Genomic DNA, 17,314 nt, shown 5'->3' with positions numbered 1-17,314 from the left:
CATGGACACACCTCATGGCGTCTGTGGATGGCAAGCGCGTGCAAAGACGTCAAGGCGCGGCTATTATTGCGTTGCTCTGGAGCAACCTCGATTCGAAGAGAATGTGGGCGCTGTCTTGCGCGCATGTGGCGTCTATGAAGCAAATTTAGTCGTCTTAAGGCAGGGAGGACGGCTCGCCTTAGGAGGACAAGACACACTACGTAGTCATCGTCATATCCCCGTTGTCATTGTGGAGGATATTTTCACGGCGCTTCCCATCAATTGCACGCCTGTTGCCGTTGATTTCATCGAAGGCGCATGCCCCTTGCCTCACTACGTCCACCCCGAACGCGCCTTTTACATCTTCGGTCCCGAAAATGGAACATTAGCGCCAAACATCGTCAAAGCATGCCACCATGCGATCTATGTCCCCACCCAAATCTCTATGAATCTGGCGGCAAGCGTCAATGTCGTCCTCTATGACAGGGCGGCGAAACGCAACGAATGGCCACAACGCCTACAACGAGGAGAAAGAAACAAAGCGAAGGGTGCCCCCGACAGGACTTGAACCTGTAACCTACCGCTTACAAGGCGGTCGCTCTACCAATTGAGCCACAGGGGCATGCCATGCCATGCTCTTTGTCCCATCCTAGCATAAAAAGACACACAAGAGATAGTGCTATCCCTCTCAGTGTGGTATGATGACGAAAAAGGACCATGCGCCATGATGCTCTATAGCCCCACGCTCCCCCTGAAGAAACGGGAGACACAGCATAACGCACAACACACAAGCTGTGCGCATGGGGACACGCATGAGAATAACGGCTGTGCCAAACGCTATCCTATCAGACGCTTTCTCAATCGTCTCGCTCTGTCTTATGCCCATAGCTTAGACGAAGAGACAGCCCATGCCATGAGCCTTGTGGCGTTGCGTATGGGGTTAGGGCGTGTTCTCGCACTTCCCCGACCATCCCTTCATCCATCTTTAGCGCGCACCCTCTGTGGCAAGACACTCGCCCATCCCATCATGCTCGCCGCTGGGTTTGACAAAAACGCCAGCGCCGTCGCCCCGCTCCTTGCCTCGCCTCTCAGCGGCCTAGAGGTAGGGACGGTGACACGCCAACGACAAAAAGGCAACTCACGCCCGCGCCTTTTTCGCGCCCCACCCCACACTATCCACAACCGATACGGCCTCAACAATGACGGCATCGACGCCATCATCCCACGATTACAGACAAGACGACGCGCACAAGATAAACTCGTTGGCCTCAGTCTCGGCTATGGTCACACAAAAACAACAGAGCAAGACATCATCGGCGACATCACAGACTCCCTCACACGCCTCAGCAGAGAAAAGCCAGTCATCGACTATGTCGCCCTCAATCTCTCATGTCCCAACATATCCCACACGCCCGATATGTTTTTCCAAAACGCCCTCGCCCCTTTGGCGCGACTCCTAAAGGCGAGCATGCCCCTTTGTCCCTATCCCCTCTTTATCAAAATTCCCTTGACGCTAGACAAGGAGACCTATGACGCCATCACCCACCATGCCCTCAAACATCGCCTGCATGGACTCATCATTGGCAATAGCATTCCCCGTCCCTATACGCCACCACGCACCACATCACCCATCACATGTGGCGTCTCAGGCAAGCCCTTGACAAGCCACGCCCTCACAGCACTACGCCACGTCCATAAGGCGCGACAGACATATAAGGGACAGCTGACACTTATCAGCAGTGGCGGGCTCATGGATGGAGACGATGCCTATGAACGCCTGAACGCTGGCGCCGATATGCTCCAAATCTATACAGCCCTTATCTATGACGGAGTCCCATGCGTCTATGATATGCTCTCTACCATCACATCGAGGATGGCGACCCCATCCTCCTCCTGACGCTCACCCATGAAGCCTATCTCCCCAGCGCTGATTCCTCATGTGGCGTGGTGTCTCGACGAGACAAGAGCCTTCATACGCCTTCGTGGGCCAGCGTGCGTGACCTTCCTCCAGAGGCTTATCACATGCGATGTGACACATGTGACGGATGACAGAAGCGCATGGGGGGCGTTGCTGACACCGCAGGGGCGTGTCCTTTATGATTTTTTTCTTGTGAAAGAGGGCGACCATGGCATGCTCCTTGAATGCCACGAGGCGCACAGGGAGTCTCTGACAACGACGCTCCAACGCTATCGTTTAGGCGCGCAGCTCACCATCGATAGGGGCGACCTTGTGAGCGCTGTTATTTTTGGCGCTGACGAAGAGGCGGTGACGCATCATCTCCCTCTCAATATGCCCCCGCCCCATGTACGACATGAAGGGTATGACGCTGTCACGAGACGCCATCAAGACAGGATTTTCTATTATGACCCACGCCATAGGATAGGAGGCGTGCGGGTGTGTCAGCCACATGCCATGCTGAGCGCGTTCGAGACCATGATGACAGAGCGCAACGTCCCGCGCACAGCTCTCGATGTCTATACCCGCTTTCGCCTTATCCATACGTTGCCACAAGGCATACCCGATTTCGAGTCTGGCGTCAGCCTCCCCCTCGATAACAACATGGACTCGCTCCATGCCATCAGCTGGGATAAGGGGTGTTACATCGGCCAAGAAGTCACAGCCCGTATCAAGCACCGAAGCAAAAGGCGTTATCACTTGCGCTGTTTTTCCCTAGGCGACCTCCCACGTGAAGCCCTCCATGCCCAAGACACGACACCCCTCACCCTCTTTTATCACGGGAAAGAGAGAGGGACGTTACGCCATTATCAACGTCCCTATGGCATGGCCTTGATACGAATCGACAGCCCCCCTCTGGAAGGGGACGGAACAGAAGGCGCATGGCGCTATGACAAGACAGGCCATCGCCTCACTTACAAGGAAGACGGCTTGTGAAAACGTTGCTCCTCTTGGGTGAGAAGGGTCGTCAATGTGTGAAAGGGACGGTTCTCTATATCCTCTGACGTTATCAATTGGTGGGCTTTGCTATGTTCGAGAAACGCCACACCGCAACGTTCTCGGATAAGACGCTCAAGCCAATGGCGTATCTGACGCGCGCGTCTGGCACGCAAGGGAACAGCGCCATCTTGCTGTTTGACACGGATGGCGTCCTCTATCTGTGCCAACAGCCCATCGACGTGCCTATCCTTATCATGGGCGTGTGTCGAGACAGAACACAGACGTATGTCGTTCGCGCCCCCCTGCAAAGAAAGAGCCGACACCATATCACCATAACTCTTTTGTCCCTTGTCTAAGTCGCTCTTTGTCATGAGGATAATGTCGGGAATTTCCATAATCCCCGCCTTGAGGAATTGGAGACTATCGCCAGCCTGTGGCTGAAGGCAGAGCATCACGAGGTCAGTGCAATGGCGTATGTCTGTCTCTGATTGTCCCACCCCCACCGTTTCAACAATGACGATATCGAAGAGGCTACGTAGCAGAAGCGTCATGAAGAACGTAGAGTGCGCAATACCACCCAACTGGTCTCGCGCGGCACAAGAGCGAATAAAGAGGGGCGTCGCCATGCCTCTATGGTCTAGATGATGGCGAAAACGCACCCTGTCACCAAGAAGAGAGCCACCACTCACAGGGGAAGACGGGTCAATAGCCACCACCGCCATAGAGCGTTGTTGTCGCGCCCACCGCACGAGCATCTGCCCTATCAAAGTCGATTTGCCCACGCCGGGCGCGCCCGTCACCCCAAGAACATAGCCACTCTCCTCATAGGACATAAGATGCGCCTCATCGAGCAAAAGCCCGAGATGATGGCGGCGCGAAGAGGCACGTAACCAATGGCCTTCAAATTGATTAAGGACAGAGGCAAGGAGAGCTTTTCCTCCCCCCTTCACATCAAAGCGTATGTCCTCTAAAGAGACTCGGGGCGGAACATTCATCTACACATGATACCTATGCCACATACCGACACCACACAACCATGCCACATAATCATGTCACATAATCACGTCTCAGGGGCTTGGCGATTCTGGAGCGCCTTGAAATCGACAACGGAGTCGAACAGCCCGCACACAGACGACACAAGAGCCAGACGATTATCCCTCTGTGCCTTGTCGTCACAATGCACTTTCACGCCATCGAAAAAAGCGTTGAGAGGCTCTTGTAAGGTAGCAAGCCCACACAAGAGAGATGTCAAGGACTCAGCGCCATACTGCCCATCCAGCCTTTTTTGCTGTTCCACCATAGACAGATAGACATCATGGAGCTTCTGTTCATGCGCGCCTTCAGCGCCAGCGGCAAACAGAGAGGGGCGAATGGCATGGGAAACGCGGGGGGAGGAGGATGTCGCACCAGCCTGTCCCGCCCCCCGCGCCACCATAGGCGAGAGCATACGTTCGGCACGGCGATATAATTGACGCACAAGAGCGCCCTTATCGTCTTCGAGAAATCTGTCCAACACATGAATGCGCGCACACAACAAGGCCATATCGCCATGCCATAGGGGACGTGGCGTTGCCTCTGTTGTCTCATGGGTTTCCACAGGCACAAGCACGGCATCGATACATTCCGTGTGGCGCACATGTCCCTGTAGAAAGGGACGTAAGCGCCCTAAGACAAAGGCGAGCAAGCCCTCTTCGTCCAGAGGGCTCTCTTTGAGCATGGCGTGTTCTTGATAGAGGGTATGGCTCTGACGGAAGAGAGAGAGCACAGAAACAGACACGGGAGAGGCACAGGCACTCGCTGTGTCATCGCGCTTGTGGCTATCCCCCGTATGCCTGTCATCTCTGTGGGCATGGCTGATGGCAAGGCAAAGACGTATCACGCCAAGACATGCGCGGCGCAAGGCATAGGGGTCTTTAGAGGCTGTTGGTTTCATGCCCACGCCCCAAAATCCTACGAGATGGTCGATTTTGTCGGCAAGGGCAACGACCATGCCTTCCTTCGTTGAGGGGCATGCCTGTTCCTCTGCCTGTGGCTGATAATGTTCTGTGATGGCGCGACTGATGGACGATGTCATCGCCTTGTCCCTCGTGATGTAAAGCCCCCCCATAATGCCTTGTAGTGACGGGAATTCCTGCACCATCTGTGATGATAGGTCGGCTTTAGCGTAAAGGGCGGCTTGATAGGCATCCTTGCTCTCCATAGAGAGCATAGCGCAAAGGCGCGTTACCAATGCCGCCATACGCAAGGATTTATCCCGTAGAGACCCTAAATCTTGGTGATAGGCAAGGTAGGGAAGCCGTTCCTCTAGAAAGAACGCCATGCCATGACGGGCGTCGCGTTCCATGAAGAAACGGGCGTCCCGTAGGCGCGCCGCCAAGACGCGCCCATACCCTCGGGCGATAGGCTCACAATGGCGTCCCCTGTCGCCATCGATGACAGCCACAGCGCGCGATGCCAATGCGCCATCTTGCGTCCATAGAGGCATGATCTTTTGTTGTTCTCTCATCACGACACATGAAACAGCTGGCGGTAACGCCAAGGCATCTTCATCAAGGGCGACCAGCACAGGGAAAGGGCGCTCAGCGTGATGTGCCACACTCTCCAAGAGAGGTTCATCAGGACTGAGCGCCCACGCATGGCGAGCAAGGAGGGTGTCAATGGACGCCTTCAAGGCGTCTTTCCTCTTGCCTCTCTCTAAAAACACAGACTGCTTTTGTAACGCCTTCTCGTAATCATCCCATGACGCCCACACCTTCTTATCACGTCCTGGCAAAAACAGAGTATCATCGTCATGCATCTCGTCAGGCGTCTCGTCAGGCGTCTCGTCAGGGGTGTCATGGTGCCACATGGCGGGACGTCCACAGGATGTATCACCTAGACACATGCGGCCAGACAACGCCTTGCCATCGAAAAAGGCGTCTAACGCCACAAGGGGACGCACCCATGCGATGGCGCTCTTACCCCAACGCATAGGGTTCTTCCATTGAAATTGTCGAAGGACATCCTCTACAACATGAGGCATCATGGCGGCAACAGCGCGCGCTGGATGGTTGACAAGGACAGAGATGACACGCCCACGCGGACTTTGGGTAAAGGAATAGCGTTCCTTATCCTCCAATCCGTTCACGCCATAGGCGCGCAAGAATCCGTTGAGGGCTTTGGCCGAGGCATCGGCAGAAGGGCCGTATTTCCTTGTGGCGGTGGAGTCGATACGACATGGCATGCCAGAAGCCCATAAACACAGACGTTTTGCTGTTGCCCGCGCGCCTATCTCGTCATAGGTGAGGCCTTGTTCGCGCACACTCTTTGACAGCACATCACGCCCCCGCCTCTCAGCCCATGCCTGCACCGAGACAGGAAGGTCTTCCATAGACAAGACAAGGATAAAATCAGCCATCAGTGGCGACTCCCTCACCCATAGCGTTCATATTTTTCATGTCTTTCATGCCTTTCATGTCTTGTTCTTCCCTGTTCATCCAATGGGACACGCACGAACGCGCAAGATGGCGAACACGGGCGATATGAGCTTGGCGCTCATGGACGCCTAACACGCCACGCGCCTCGATGACATTAAAGTGATGGCTTGCCTGTAAGCACCATTCCCACGCTGGATAGATTAATGCGCCCTCTTGGCGCTTCAATAAGGCTAAGCAATTCTTCTCTGCGTCCCTAAAACCCTGACGTATCATCTGGACAGGGGCTTCCTCGAAATTATAGAGGCAATGCTCCCTCTCTGAAGATAAAAAGATGTCGCCATAGCGCGTCCCCCGTGAGTCCCATAGGATGTCATAGACATTGTCGCATTGCTGTAAATAGAGAGCAAGACGCTCGACGCCATAGGTTATCTCTAAAGACACAGGCGCGCAATCGACTCCGCCCATCTGCTGAAAATAGGTGAGTTGCGTGATCTCCATGCCGTCACACCATACTTCCCACCCCAAACCCCATGCGGCAAGGCTGGGACTCTGCCAATCATCCTCCATAAGACGGATGTCATGGGCATCCTCCTCTAGCCCCAATGCCTTGAGACTCCCTAAATAGAGGGGAAGAAGAGCCGATGGCGACGGTTTCAATAACACTTGAAATTGATAATAGTGCTGTAGACGATGGGGATTATCGCCATAACGCCCATCACTGGGACGCCGACAAGGCTGAACATAACAGACACGCCTTGGCGTCTTCCCTAACGACCATAACGCCGTCGCTGGATGAAATGTGCCCGCCCCCATCGGCATATCATAAGGCTGTAAGACGACACATCCTTGCTCATCCCAATACGCCTGCAACCTCATGAGAATCTGCTGAAGAGAAAGCATGGGACATCCTTTGAAACGACATGATGATACCAGCCCATAAGATAGGCCATCGGGGGGATAGGCCATCGGGATACGCATGCCCTACCATAGATGATAGGGTTCACGCAATGACCTTAGCCGCCTGCCAAGGCTGAACCATGGCGTAGCACACCCTCGATAACGGGATTGAAACGCCCATCAAACTCATGGAGCGTCACATGGTGGATGGACGAGGCGTTAGAACGCGCGCCATAACCGCCTCTCCTGTCGCCAGCTTTATGAGCATAAAAAATAGTGCGTATGGGGTGCGCATGGGAACGCCCATAGAGAAACCATCGCACCGCCACATGCCATCCCAAGCGCCTGAGAACACACGTCACATGCTCTGTATGGTCGGCATGGACAATCAAGCACAGCATGCCGTCTGGCTTGGCATAGCGCACAGCGGACGACACCCATTCCCCTAAGGTGCTGTCTCCAAGCATAAAAGCGCACGCCCGTTGCGGGTGACGCGGCGCATGCTGACACGCCCTCTTATGCCCTCCCTGGCGCCCCCCCTCACGCCCCCCGTCACGCCCCCCGTCACGCCATGGCGGATTAACCATGACAATATCGAAACGCTTGCGCGCCATAAGAGGCTTTGCCACACGCATATCACCCCATAAGACCTGCGCATGGGTGGAAAATCCGTTATCCGCCAGATTACGCCGCGCATAGGGTAACAGCGCATGTTGTGTCTCGATGCCTGTCACATGGAGTGCCATGCGCGCCCGTTGCGCCCTCGACAGCAAACATAAGCTCACCATGCCTGTTCCCATCCCCATGTCAAGGCAACGGAGAGGACGCATAGACGACACCCGCCTCGACATGCCCCGTTGCCCCCGTCGCCCCCGCAGCCATGACGCCAAAGGCACGCATGCCGCTAAAAACACCCCATCAAAGGGCGCACGATATCCTTGTCCCCGTGGCGGTTGACGAAAAGACAGACGCCCCCCCAGTAAGGACTCGCCCCTTCCATCACGCCCCCTTCCATCACATATGTCACCCCTCATGCCATCACCCATATCATCCCGCATGCCATCACATCACTTATGGGACGCTTGTCCTAACATCTCAAGAGCCATGCCTTGACGCCATGCCTCCCAGCGTAACGCCCGCCACGCCTTGTCATAATCGCACCCCATAACCATCAGGCGACAGGCAATGGCATCGATACCCCCAATCATCGCCGCGCTTTGCTCGTCAAACAGAATGACATCAATGCCATAGGCTGTCATGACATCTTGGGCCCATGTGAGCATCACCCTATCATTGCTTCGGAAAAGCTCTCGCATGATGTTTGTCACGTCTTATGTGGCTGTGCTATGGAACAGAGCATGGGGGTCTTGTTATGCCTTGACATCGTTATGGATATGGTTAGCTTCTCAGATTATGGCAGTCATTTTTCCCCTTGACAAGCATACGACAAACAAGGATGGCGCTCTTGCGGCGTTGTTGGCGGAGGACGCCCGTGTCATCGAGACGCTCATGACAGAGCGTCATCACTATGGCGTGATGTCATCACCCCTCTCCAATGGCACACGTCCCGACATCACGGAAGAGATTATCACCCATCTCATCGCCAGCGGCGGTAAAAGGCTACGCGCCTTGCTGACTCTCGCCAGCGCCTATCTCTGTCACTATCGAGGGGATGTCCATTATGCTCTTGCCACATGTATCGAACTCATTCACAACGCCACCCTCCTCCATGATGACGTGGTCGATTCCAGTGCCATGCGCCGAGGGAAAAAAACAGCGCATCTCATATGGGGCAATAAAGCCAGTATCCTCGTGGGTGATTTCATGCTGGCCCGCGCCTTCCAACTCATGCTACGGAGCGACGATAGCGCCATACACCATCTCATGTGTGAGACAGCCTCATGCATTGCCGAAGGCGAAGTCATGCAACTCGCCCATATCGGCGCCATTGAAAGCACAGAACATCATTATGTGGAAATTATCACCGCAAAAACGGCGCGCCTGTTCGCCACCGCCTGTCGTATAGGCGCTATGCTCGCCAAAAAGAGCCCATCCGCCCAACAAGCCCTCGAGAGTTTTGGCCTCAATCTCGGTATTGCCTTCCAAATCACCGATGACATCCTCGATTATCAACAAGGACGCATGACACTCCATAAAAAAAGCGGTAATGACTTCTTCGAAGGGAAAATTACCCTGCCCGTTATCCTCGCCTTCCTACGTTCTGACCCCATCGAACGCCAATTCTGGCAACGATGTCTGCAAGAGCGAAAAGCGCAACAAGAGGATTTCCCCCACGCCATCCATCTCATCAAAAAATATCATATCGACCGAGACTGCCTCTCACGCGCTCAACATTACGCCACCATCGCCAAAGAATCCCTCAGCCTCTTCGAAAAAAGCCCATGGCGCAACGCCCTTGTCCAATCTGTCGATGACTGCCTCTTACGGGCCGAAAACGCCTAAACGCCCGACACCACCCGCCCTCACACTCTTCCTCGAAGCAACCGCCTATGGAAAAGGCGCAAGCCCGCACACCCTCGACGCCTACAAACGCGATATACAAGATTTCTATCACTTCCTCCACAACACACCCCATATGCCATCATCGCCAGAACAATGCCAGCCACACCATATCCACGCCTACCAAGAAAATCTCCGCACACAACAACGACACCCCCATACCATCAAAAGACGCCTCTCCGCCTTACGCCAATTTTATACCTTCCTCACCACTGAACAACCAGAGAACCTCTCTCATGAGAGCCCTTCTCATGACGACAGGCTAAAACATCCCTCTTCACAAAATCCCCCCATCAAAAATCCCCCTCTCAAAAATCCCATGCGTGAGGTGTCATCGCCTCGTTCGCACCGTCTCTTGCCAGATATTCTCTCACCAGAGGAGGTCGTGCGTCTGTTGGAGTCTATCGAGACAATGGGATTGCCCTATGGGCATGCGGCGCGTCTCTCATGCCTTGTCGAGATATTATATTCCTGTGGCGTGCGTATTCACGAACTCGTCAGTTTGCAGCGCACCCATGTGCGCCTCGATGATAAAGACATCACAGACGATGGCGCTCACCTCCATATCATAGGAAAAGGCGAAAAGCCACGCCTCGTCCCGCTCAATCACCATGCAGAAAAATCCCTCCGCCTATGGGGCGACATATTAGATACCCTTGCCGTGACAGATGTCTTTTATGCGCGCACGCCCTACCTGTTCCCCTCAAAAAGAAGCAAACAAGGCTATATGACGCGCCACCGCGTGAGTCAACTCCTCAAAGAACTCGCAACGCACGCCCATATCCCCACCGAACGAGTCTCCCCGCATCAACTACGCCATGCGTTCGCCAGCCACATGTTACAGGGAGGCGCCGACCTCCATAGTCTACAACGCATGCTCGGCCATAAGGATCTCAGCACGACACAAATCTATACCCACATACAAGACGCCCAATTGGTGAAAGCATTGACGCGCTACCATCCCCTCTCGTCCCTTTCTCAAGGAACAGCGCCGCCGCACAAGACGTCATGACGCCATAACAGGCATTGACAAACGCCTGCGAACAAGACATACTCGCCACCGATAGATAACCCAGAAAACAAGGTCATATGCCATGAGTTTTACCGTCATAGAACAAGCCGAACCCCGATTAAATCGCTCTGAACTTGCTGTCCCCGGCTCGTCACCCAATTTTTTCGAAAAGGCAGCGGCCAGTGATGTCGATGTCATTTTCCTCGACCTAGAGGATGCTGTGGCGCCAGACGAAAAGGAACAAGCGCGCAAAAATATCATCCAAGCCCTCAACGATATTGATTGGAAAGGGAAAACCATGTCGGTGCGTATCAACGGCTTGGATACCCATTACATGTATCGGGATGTGGTGGATGTGCTAGAACAAGCAGGCAACCATCTCGACCTCATCATGATTCCTAAGGCGGGCTGTGCTCAAGATATTTACGCCATCGACATGCTCGTGTCACAAATCGAAGTGGCATCAAAGCTCAAAAAACGTATCGGCTTCGAAATGATTATCGAGACGGCTCTTGGCATGCAAAATGTCTTCGACATCGCTCAAGCAAGCACGCGCAATGAATCCCTTCATTTTGGCGTTGCCGATTATGCAGCCTCAACAAAGGCTAAGACAACCGTCATTGGCGGGCCTAACCCCAACTATCACGTCTTGACAGATCCTGACGATAAGGGAAAGCGGGACGTGCATTGGGGCGACATGTGGCATTATGCCATTGCCAAGATGGTCGTGGCAGCGCGCGCCAATGGCTTGCGCCCCATCGACGGCCCTTTTGGCGACTTTAACGATTCTGACGGCTATCAAGCCCAAGCACACAGAGCAGCAACATTAGGGTGCGAAGGGAAATGGGCTATCCATCCCTCACAAATCACCCTCGCCAATGATGTGTTTACGCCAACGAAGGAAGAAACGACAAAAGCCCAACGTATCCTCGACGCTATGGCACAAGCACAAAAAGAAGGGCGAGGCGCCGTGACCCTCGATGGACGCCTTATCGATATTGCCTCTATTCGCCAAGCGGACGTCATGGTGAAAAAAGCACAAGCCATCGCCGCGAAACGCTAGCGCCTCCATATGTCTCTCACGCCCTTGATGTCGTCGACTCTATGCGTCACTTTCTCGATTTCGAAAAGCCCCTCTATGCCCTCGAAGCGAAAATAGAAGAGTTACGCAATCTCGATGAAGAGTCCCATGGCGTCAATCTCGCTGAGGACATCCTCAAACTCAAGGAAAAAGCCCATGCCTTCCTCGAAGAGACCTATCGTCAGCTGACACCATGGCAAAAAGTCTTGGTGGCGCGCCATCCCCAACGCCCTCACCTGTCTGATTATATCGACGCCCTCTTCTCTGATTTTGTCGCCCTCAAGGGCGACAGATACTTTGCAGAAGACCCCGCTATCCTCTGTGGCGTCGCCCGTTTCCACGATAAGCCTGTGTGCGTCATGGGACACCGCAAGGGAAAGGACACGCAGACACGCTTGCATCATAATTTTGGCATGGCACATCCTGAAGGCTATCGCAAGGCTGTGCGTATCATGCATCTTGCCGACCGCTTTCACCTTCCTATCATCTCCTTTATCGATACGCCCGGCGCCTACCCCGGCGTCGAAGCAGAAATGCGAGGACAAGCCGAAGCCATCGCCCAAGCCATCAACGCATGCCTCCATGTGAAGACGCCCTTTATCAGCATTATCACCGGCGAAGGAGGCTCTGGCGGCGCTATCGCCCTCGCCACCGCTAACGCCATCTTCATGCTCGAACATGCCGTCTATTCCGTCATCACACCCGAAGCATGCTCGTCCATCCTCTGGCGCAATAAAGACCATAGCCAAACCGCCGCTCAAGCCATGAAAATGACAGCACAGGACTTGAAACAGCTGGGACTCATCGATGATATTATCCCCGAACCATTAGGAGGCGCCCATCGCAACTATCCTGAAACCATCGCCATGATAGAACAGACATTAGAACGTTCCATGAGACAACTCTCAAGCCTCGATAGAGAGACGCTCCATCGACAAAAAAGAGACAAATTCCTCGCCCAAACCCGCCAATTTGTGACGCCATAACCGCCTATATTCTTCCTCCTAAAGGCTTGCGTCTCAATGGCTTCTTCCCTTTGCCCTTGTCAAAAGAGGCGGCGCGGCGGCGCTGATGGCGCGACGGCACGCGCGATAACGTCTTGCCTCCCTCCAGACGAGTCCCTTGACGGACTTTGCCGCCGCCCGCCACGCCATTCGTCGCCATGTCGCCTAACATCGTCTCTAGTTGGGGACGCCGCTCAACCCTCTTTTCTTGCGCCTTATGGCGCTCCACACGCTCAAAGGACGTATCACCAGACGCCATCTCCATATGGCATGTCGCCATGACGATATTCTCACGAAAACGCTCTAACATGACAGAAAATAAATTAAACGCCTCACGTTTATACTCGTGCAACGGGTCTTTCTGAGCATACGCACGCAAATTGATGCCCTGCCTGACATAATCCAACTGCGATAAATGCTCCTTCCACACATGGTCAAACATCTGCAAAAACATCGCCTTCTCAGCGCGCTTCATCATCTCTTCGCCATAGGTCGCACGCTTCGATGCATACATATCATCCACATGAGTCACAACTCTCTCCTTGAGAGACGTGCGCAACGCCTCAGTGTCGTCACCATCGCCATGCGCTAACGCCTCTATCCACGCCGAAAAAGGAATGTCGACACCACTCAAACGCAAGACAGCCCTCTGCAACGTCTCAACGTCCCACATGCTCCTCTCTTCCGTGTGCTGTGTATGGACATCGACCAACTCCTCGAGCTGAGAGCGACGCATATCGAGCAAAATATCATCGAAAGCCTCCGCATGCATATACTCACGGCGCTGTTCATAGACAATGTGACGTTGCTCGCTCATGACATCATCAAAGCGCAATAAGTGCTTCCGTATCTCGAAGTTGCGCGCCTCAACTTTCCGTTGGGCGCTGGCAATGGCCTTATTGACCCATGGGTGAGTGATGGCTTCATCATCAACAACACCGAAACGCTCCATCATTTTCTCGAGACGCTCACCCCCAAAAATACGCATCAAATCATCCTCGAGAGATAAAAAGAATTGAGACGCGCCGGGGTCTCCCTGCCTGCCAGAACGCCCGCGTAACTGATTGTCGATCCGCCGCGCCTCATGGCGTTCCGTGCCAATGACGTATAAGCCACCAGCCTCAATGACGCGTTCCTTAGCGCGCGCATGCTCTTTGCGTATATCACGCTCCTTCGCCTTCAGCGCTGCCTCGTCCTTGATAGTCGCTAACCCATCACGAAGCATCATATCGATATTGCCCCCCAACTGAATGTCAGTGCCTCGTCCCGCCATGTTCGTGGCGATTGTGACGGCGCGATAACACCCAGCGCGCGCAATGATCTGCGCCTCTTGCTCGTGATAGCGGGCATTCAACACATGATGCCTGATACCCATATCCTTGAGGCGAGACGACAAAGCCTCAGACTTCTCAATACTCACCGTGCCTACCAAAACAGGCTGTCCACGCTCATGACACTCCTTAATGAGAAGGACAATGGCGACTATCTTGTCGCGATGTCGCCTATAAATCTCGTCATCCTTATCAACACGCGCCACCAGCTGATGGGTCGGCACAGAAACAACCTTCATCCCATAAATAGAGAGAAACTCGTCACGCTCCGTCATGGCTGTCCCTGTCATGCCCGCTAGTCTGGGATATAAACGAAAGTAGTTCTGAAATGTGATGCTCGCTAATGTCTGATTCTCCGCTTGAATCGTGACGCCCTCCTTTGCCTCCAACGCCTGATGCAATCCCTCAGAAAAACGCCGCCCCTCCATGACACGCCCCGTAAACTCGTCAATGAGAAAAACAGCACCATCACGCACGATATAATCAACATCCCGATGAAAAAGCGTATGCGCCTTGAGCGCCTGCGTGACATGGTGCACAAGAGACATGTTGCCAATGTCATATAAGCCACCATCCAATAGCCCCAATGCCGTCAAAGCCTTCTCCACAGCTTCGACGCCAGACTCCGTCAAGGTCACAGCGCGGCCCTTTTCATCTTTCTCGTAATCCTGAGGCGTCAAACGACCAATGATCGGGTCAATGCTCTGATACTCCCGCGACGAATCCGATGACGCACCAGAAATAATGAGAGGCGTGCGCGCTTCATCGATAAGAATGGAGTCCACTTCATCGATAATGGCATAGTGAAAGGGGCGCTGAACCTGTTCCTCCACACGATGGGCCATATTGTCACGCAAATAATCAAAACCTAACTCGTTATTCGTGGCATAGAGCACATCACAGAGATAGGCTTTCTTACGCTCAGGAAACGGCATCGCATGCGTCAAACAGCCAACACTGAGCCCCAAAAAACGATAAATCTGCCCCATCCACTCCGAGTCGCGTTTAGCAAGATAATCATTGACCGTCACGACATGGACACCCTTGCCACACAACGCATTCACATAAACAGCGAGAGTCGAAACAAGCGTCTTGCCCTCCCCCGTCTTCATCTCAGCAATACGCCCATGGTGCAAAATCATCCCGCCTATCAACTGGACATGATAATGCTTCTGCCTGAGGGTGCGCCACGCCGCTTCACGCACGACAGCAAACGCCTCCACAAGCACAGAAGATAACGACTCGCCAGCACATACCCGTCTTCGTAAATCATCAGAGTATGCCCTGAGCGCATCATCGGACAATGCCCGCATGGTCTCGCCCTTCGCCTCGATGGCATCCGCCACTGGTTCTAACTTTTTTATAAATCGAGATGAGGGGTCACCCACAAATCTCTTCATCAATGATGTCCACATGACTCTATCCTCTCCATCTATGCTTTCCTTGTCACCCCCTCACGAATATGCTAGTGATAGCACAAAATGCCCCTTGAAAAGAAATAAGAACGCAAAGAGGACATACAAAGAAGGTAACCCACATACAACAACACGAAAAGGTCATGACACACAACCACACAGAGTCGCCCTAGCACCCCTAGTCCCATTATCTCTCATGTCTCGTCCCATTGACACTATCCTCATCATCGATTGTGGCTCTCAGTTCACCCAACTCATCGCCAGACGGGTGAGGGAACAGCATGTCTATAGTATCATACGCCCGCCTACACTTCCCTATGACGATTTCACCGCCATCGCCCCCAAAGGCGTCATTATCTCTGGGAGTCATTTTTCCGTCCATGACACCCATGCGCCTCAGATTCCCGCCTTCGTCATGGAGGCTGGCGTGCCTATCCTCGGTATCTGCTACGGACAGCAATGGCTCTGTCAGCATTTCGGAGGCGTCATAAAACAAAGCACAGCGCGCGAATTTGGGCGCGCACAAATCACGGTCACCAAATCCTCCCCTCTCTTCCAAGGCGTATGGTCTTGCCATGACAAAGCCGATGTCTGGATGTCCCATGGCGATACAATCCTTACACTCCCCTCCCCCATCAAGAGCCTCGCACAGAGCGACGCCATCCCTAATGCCATCTTCGCATGGGACGAACGGAAAATCTATGGTGTGCAATTCCATCCCGAAGTCGTCCATACACCGCAAGGAAGCGCCCTGTTGCGCCAATTCGTTCGCGGTATCGCACAATGCGCACCCACATGGACAGAAGAGCATATCGTCGATGCCCTCACCCATCGAATCAAAGAACAAGTCGGCCATGAAAAAGTGCTCTGCGCCCTCTCTGGGGGTGTCGACTCTGCCGTGACAGCAGCCCTCCTCCACAGAGCCATCGGCAATAACCTCACATGCCTCTTCATCGATAATGGACTGCTCAGAGAAGGCGAAGGTGAAAACATCATGGCTCTCGCTCAAGCCCACATCCCATGTGAGACCATACAGCTCAACAAACAACAGACATTTCTCAGCAAACTGAAAGGCGTCACCGACCCCGAAGAAAAAAGACGTGTCATTGGCCACACATTCATTGAATGCTTCACGGAAGCCACCGCCAGCCTCAAAACACCCATCCCCTTTCTCGCCCAAGGAACACTCTATCCCGACGTCATCGAATCGACACAGACAGCACACGCCAAACCCATTAAATCACACCATAATGTGGGAGGCTTGCCCGACCATATGGCCATGACATTGGTAGAACCCTTACGTTCCTTGTTTAAGGATGAAGTGCGCCTCATAGGAAAGACACTGGGCTTGCCAGACGCCTTCCTCAAACGCCACCCTTTCCCCGGCCCCGGACTCGCTGTTCGTATACCCGGCGCCATTACCAAAAAGAAACTCGATATCTTGCGCCATGCCGACCGCCTTTATAGAGATGAACTGAAAAAAGCGGGACTCTATGACGCCATATGGCAAGCCTTCGCCGTCCTCCTGCCTGTGCGCTCCGTTGGCGTCATGGGCGATAAACGCTCCTATGACTATGCCCTCAGTTTACGCGCCATCACCAGCCAAGACGGCATGACAGCATCCGTCTACCCCTTCGACATAGACGTCTTAGGAACAATCGCCACCCGTATCGTCAATAACGTCGAGGGCGTCAATCGAGTCCTCTACGATATAACCTCAAAACCCCCCGCCACCATCGAGTGGGAATAGGGGCAAGCACATA

General features: G+C 53.7%; 14 protein-coding genes and 1 tRNA gene. 8 read left to right on the top strand and 7 right to left on the bottom strand.

What is annotated here, in order from left to right:
• Position 1: 1 nt before the first annotated feature.
• The gene (locus GDA54_02135; protein ID MBC6497106.1) at positions 2-547 is read left to right on the top strand and encodes a TrmH family RNA methyltransferase; all 546 of its coding nucleotides are present in this window, start codon (positions 2-4) and stop codon (positions 545-547) included.
• Here the strand turns inward: GDA54_02135 and GDA54_02130 are convergent.
• Positions 529-601: transfer RNA gene (locus GDA54_02130), tRNA-Thr, on the bottom strand. The two genes, GDA54_02135 and GDA54_02130, sit on opposite strands and share 19 nt — an antisense overlap.
• Before the next feature lie 54 nt (positions 602-655).
• Between GDA54_02130 and pyrD the strand changes: the two genes are divergently transcribed.
• Together pyrD and GDA54_02120 are read left to right on the top strand one after the other, a co-directional pair.
• Positions 656-1,876, top strand: coding sequence for a dihydroorotate dehydrogenase (quinone) (gene pyrD, locus GDA54_02125; protein MBC6497105.1), 1,221 nt, complete (start codon positions 656-658; stop codon positions 1,874-1,876).
• Positions 1,877-1,885: 9 nt separating this feature from the next.
• Entirely contained in the window at positions 1,886-2,872 is a 987-nt protein-coding gene (locus GDA54_02120) for a hypothetical protein (GenBank protein MBC6497104.1), read from the top strand.
• Here the strand turns inward: GDA54_02120 and GDA54_02115 are convergent.
• From GDA54_02115 to GDA54_02095, 5 genes are all read right to left on the bottom strand, one after another.
• Positions 2,851-3,870 (bottom strand): methylmalonyl Co-A mutase-associated GTPase MeaB, encoded by a 1,020-nt coding sequence (locus GDA54_02115; GenBank protein ID MBC6497103.1) that lies wholly within the window; start codon positions 3,868-3,870, stop codon positions 2,851-2,853. The two genes, GDA54_02120 and GDA54_02115, sit on opposite strands and share 22 nt — an antisense overlap.
• Before the next feature lie 65 nt (positions 3,871-3,935).
• The gene (locus GDA54_02110; GenBank protein ID MBC6497102.1) at positions 3,936-6,272 is read right to left on the bottom strand and encodes a glycine--tRNA ligase subunit beta; all 2,337 of its coding nucleotides are present in this window, start codon (positions 6,270-6,272) and stop codon (positions 3,936-3,938) included.
• Positions 6,265-7,191 carry a glycine--tRNA ligase subunit alpha gene (locus GDA54_02105; protein MBC6497101.1) on the bottom strand — a complete coding sequence of 309 codons (927 nt, stop codon included), beginning with the start codon at positions 7,189-7,191 and terminating at the stop codon, positions 6,265-6,267. Before GDA54_02105 ends, GDA54_02110 begins: the two co-directional genes overlap by 8 nt.
• 113 nt (positions 7,192-7,304) lie before the next feature.
• Positions 7,305-8,246 (bottom strand): methyltransferase, encoded by a 942-nt coding sequence (locus GDA54_02100; protein MBC6497100.1) that lies wholly within the window; start codon positions 8,244-8,246, stop codon positions 7,305-7,307.
• A 9-nt stretch (positions 8,247-8,255) separates the two neighbouring features.
• Entirely contained in the window at positions 8,256-8,471 is a 216-nt protein-coding gene (locus GDA54_02095; protein MBC6497099.1) for a hypothetical protein, read from the bottom strand.
• Between the two features lie 130 nt (positions 8,472-8,601).
• Between GDA54_02095 and GDA54_02090 the strand changes: the two genes are divergently transcribed.
• The 4 genes from GDA54_02090 to GDA54_02075 all read left to right on the top strand — a co-directional run bounded on the left by GDA54_02090 (position 8,602) and on the right by GDA54_02075 (position 12,787).
• Entirely contained in the window at positions 8,602-9,651 is a 1,050-nt protein-coding gene (locus GDA54_02090) for a polyprenyl synthetase family protein (GenBank protein MBC6497098.1), read from the top strand.
• On the top strand, positions 9,620-10,720 hold the full coding sequence (locus tag GDA54_02085) for a tyrosine-type recombinase/integrase (GenBank protein MBC6497097.1): 1,101 nt from the start codon (positions 9,620-9,622) through the stop codon (positions 10,718-10,720). The genes GDA54_02090 and GDA54_02085 overlap by 32 nt, the downstream gene beginning before the upstream one ends.
• A gap of 82 nt (positions 10,721-10,802) precedes the next feature.
• Entirely contained in the window at positions 10,803-11,783 is a 981-nt protein-coding gene (locus tag GDA54_02080; GenBank protein MBC6497096.1) for a CoA ester lyase, read from the top strand.
• Between the two features lie 41 nt (positions 11,784-11,824).
• Complete coding sequence (locus GDA54_02075) at positions 11,825-12,787, top strand: acetyl-CoA carboxylase carboxyltransferase subunit alpha (protein MBC6497095.1); 963 nt, start codon at positions 11,825-11,827, stop codon at positions 12,785-12,787.
• Positions 12,788-12,791: 4 nt separating this feature from the next.
• Here GDA54_02075 and secA read toward each other — a convergent pair whose 3' ends face one another.
• On the bottom strand, positions 12,792-15,551 hold the full coding sequence (gene secA, locus GDA54_02070) for a preprotein translocase subunit SecA (GenBank protein ID MBC6497094.1): 2,760 nt from the start codon (positions 15,549-15,551) through the stop codon (positions 12,792-12,794).
• 196 nt (positions 15,552-15,747) lie between these two features.
• Between secA and guaA the strand changes: the two genes are divergently transcribed.
• Positions 15,748-17,301, top strand: a complete 1,554-nt coding sequence (gene guaA / locus GDA54_02065) for a glutamine-hydrolyzing GMP synthase (GenBank protein MBC6497093.1) — start codon at positions 15,748-15,750, stop codon at positions 17,299-17,301.
• Positions 17,302-17,314: the final 13 nt, after the last annotated feature.

This window comes from Alphaproteobacteria bacterium GM7ARS4, from assembly GCA_014332745.1.
Classification (GTDB): domain Bacteria; phylum Pseudomonadota; class Alphaproteobacteria; order GM7ARS4; family GM7ARS4; genus GM7ARS4.
Note: the sequence above shows the minus strand (reverse complement) of the source record. Positions and strands in the feature narration are given on the sequence as shown.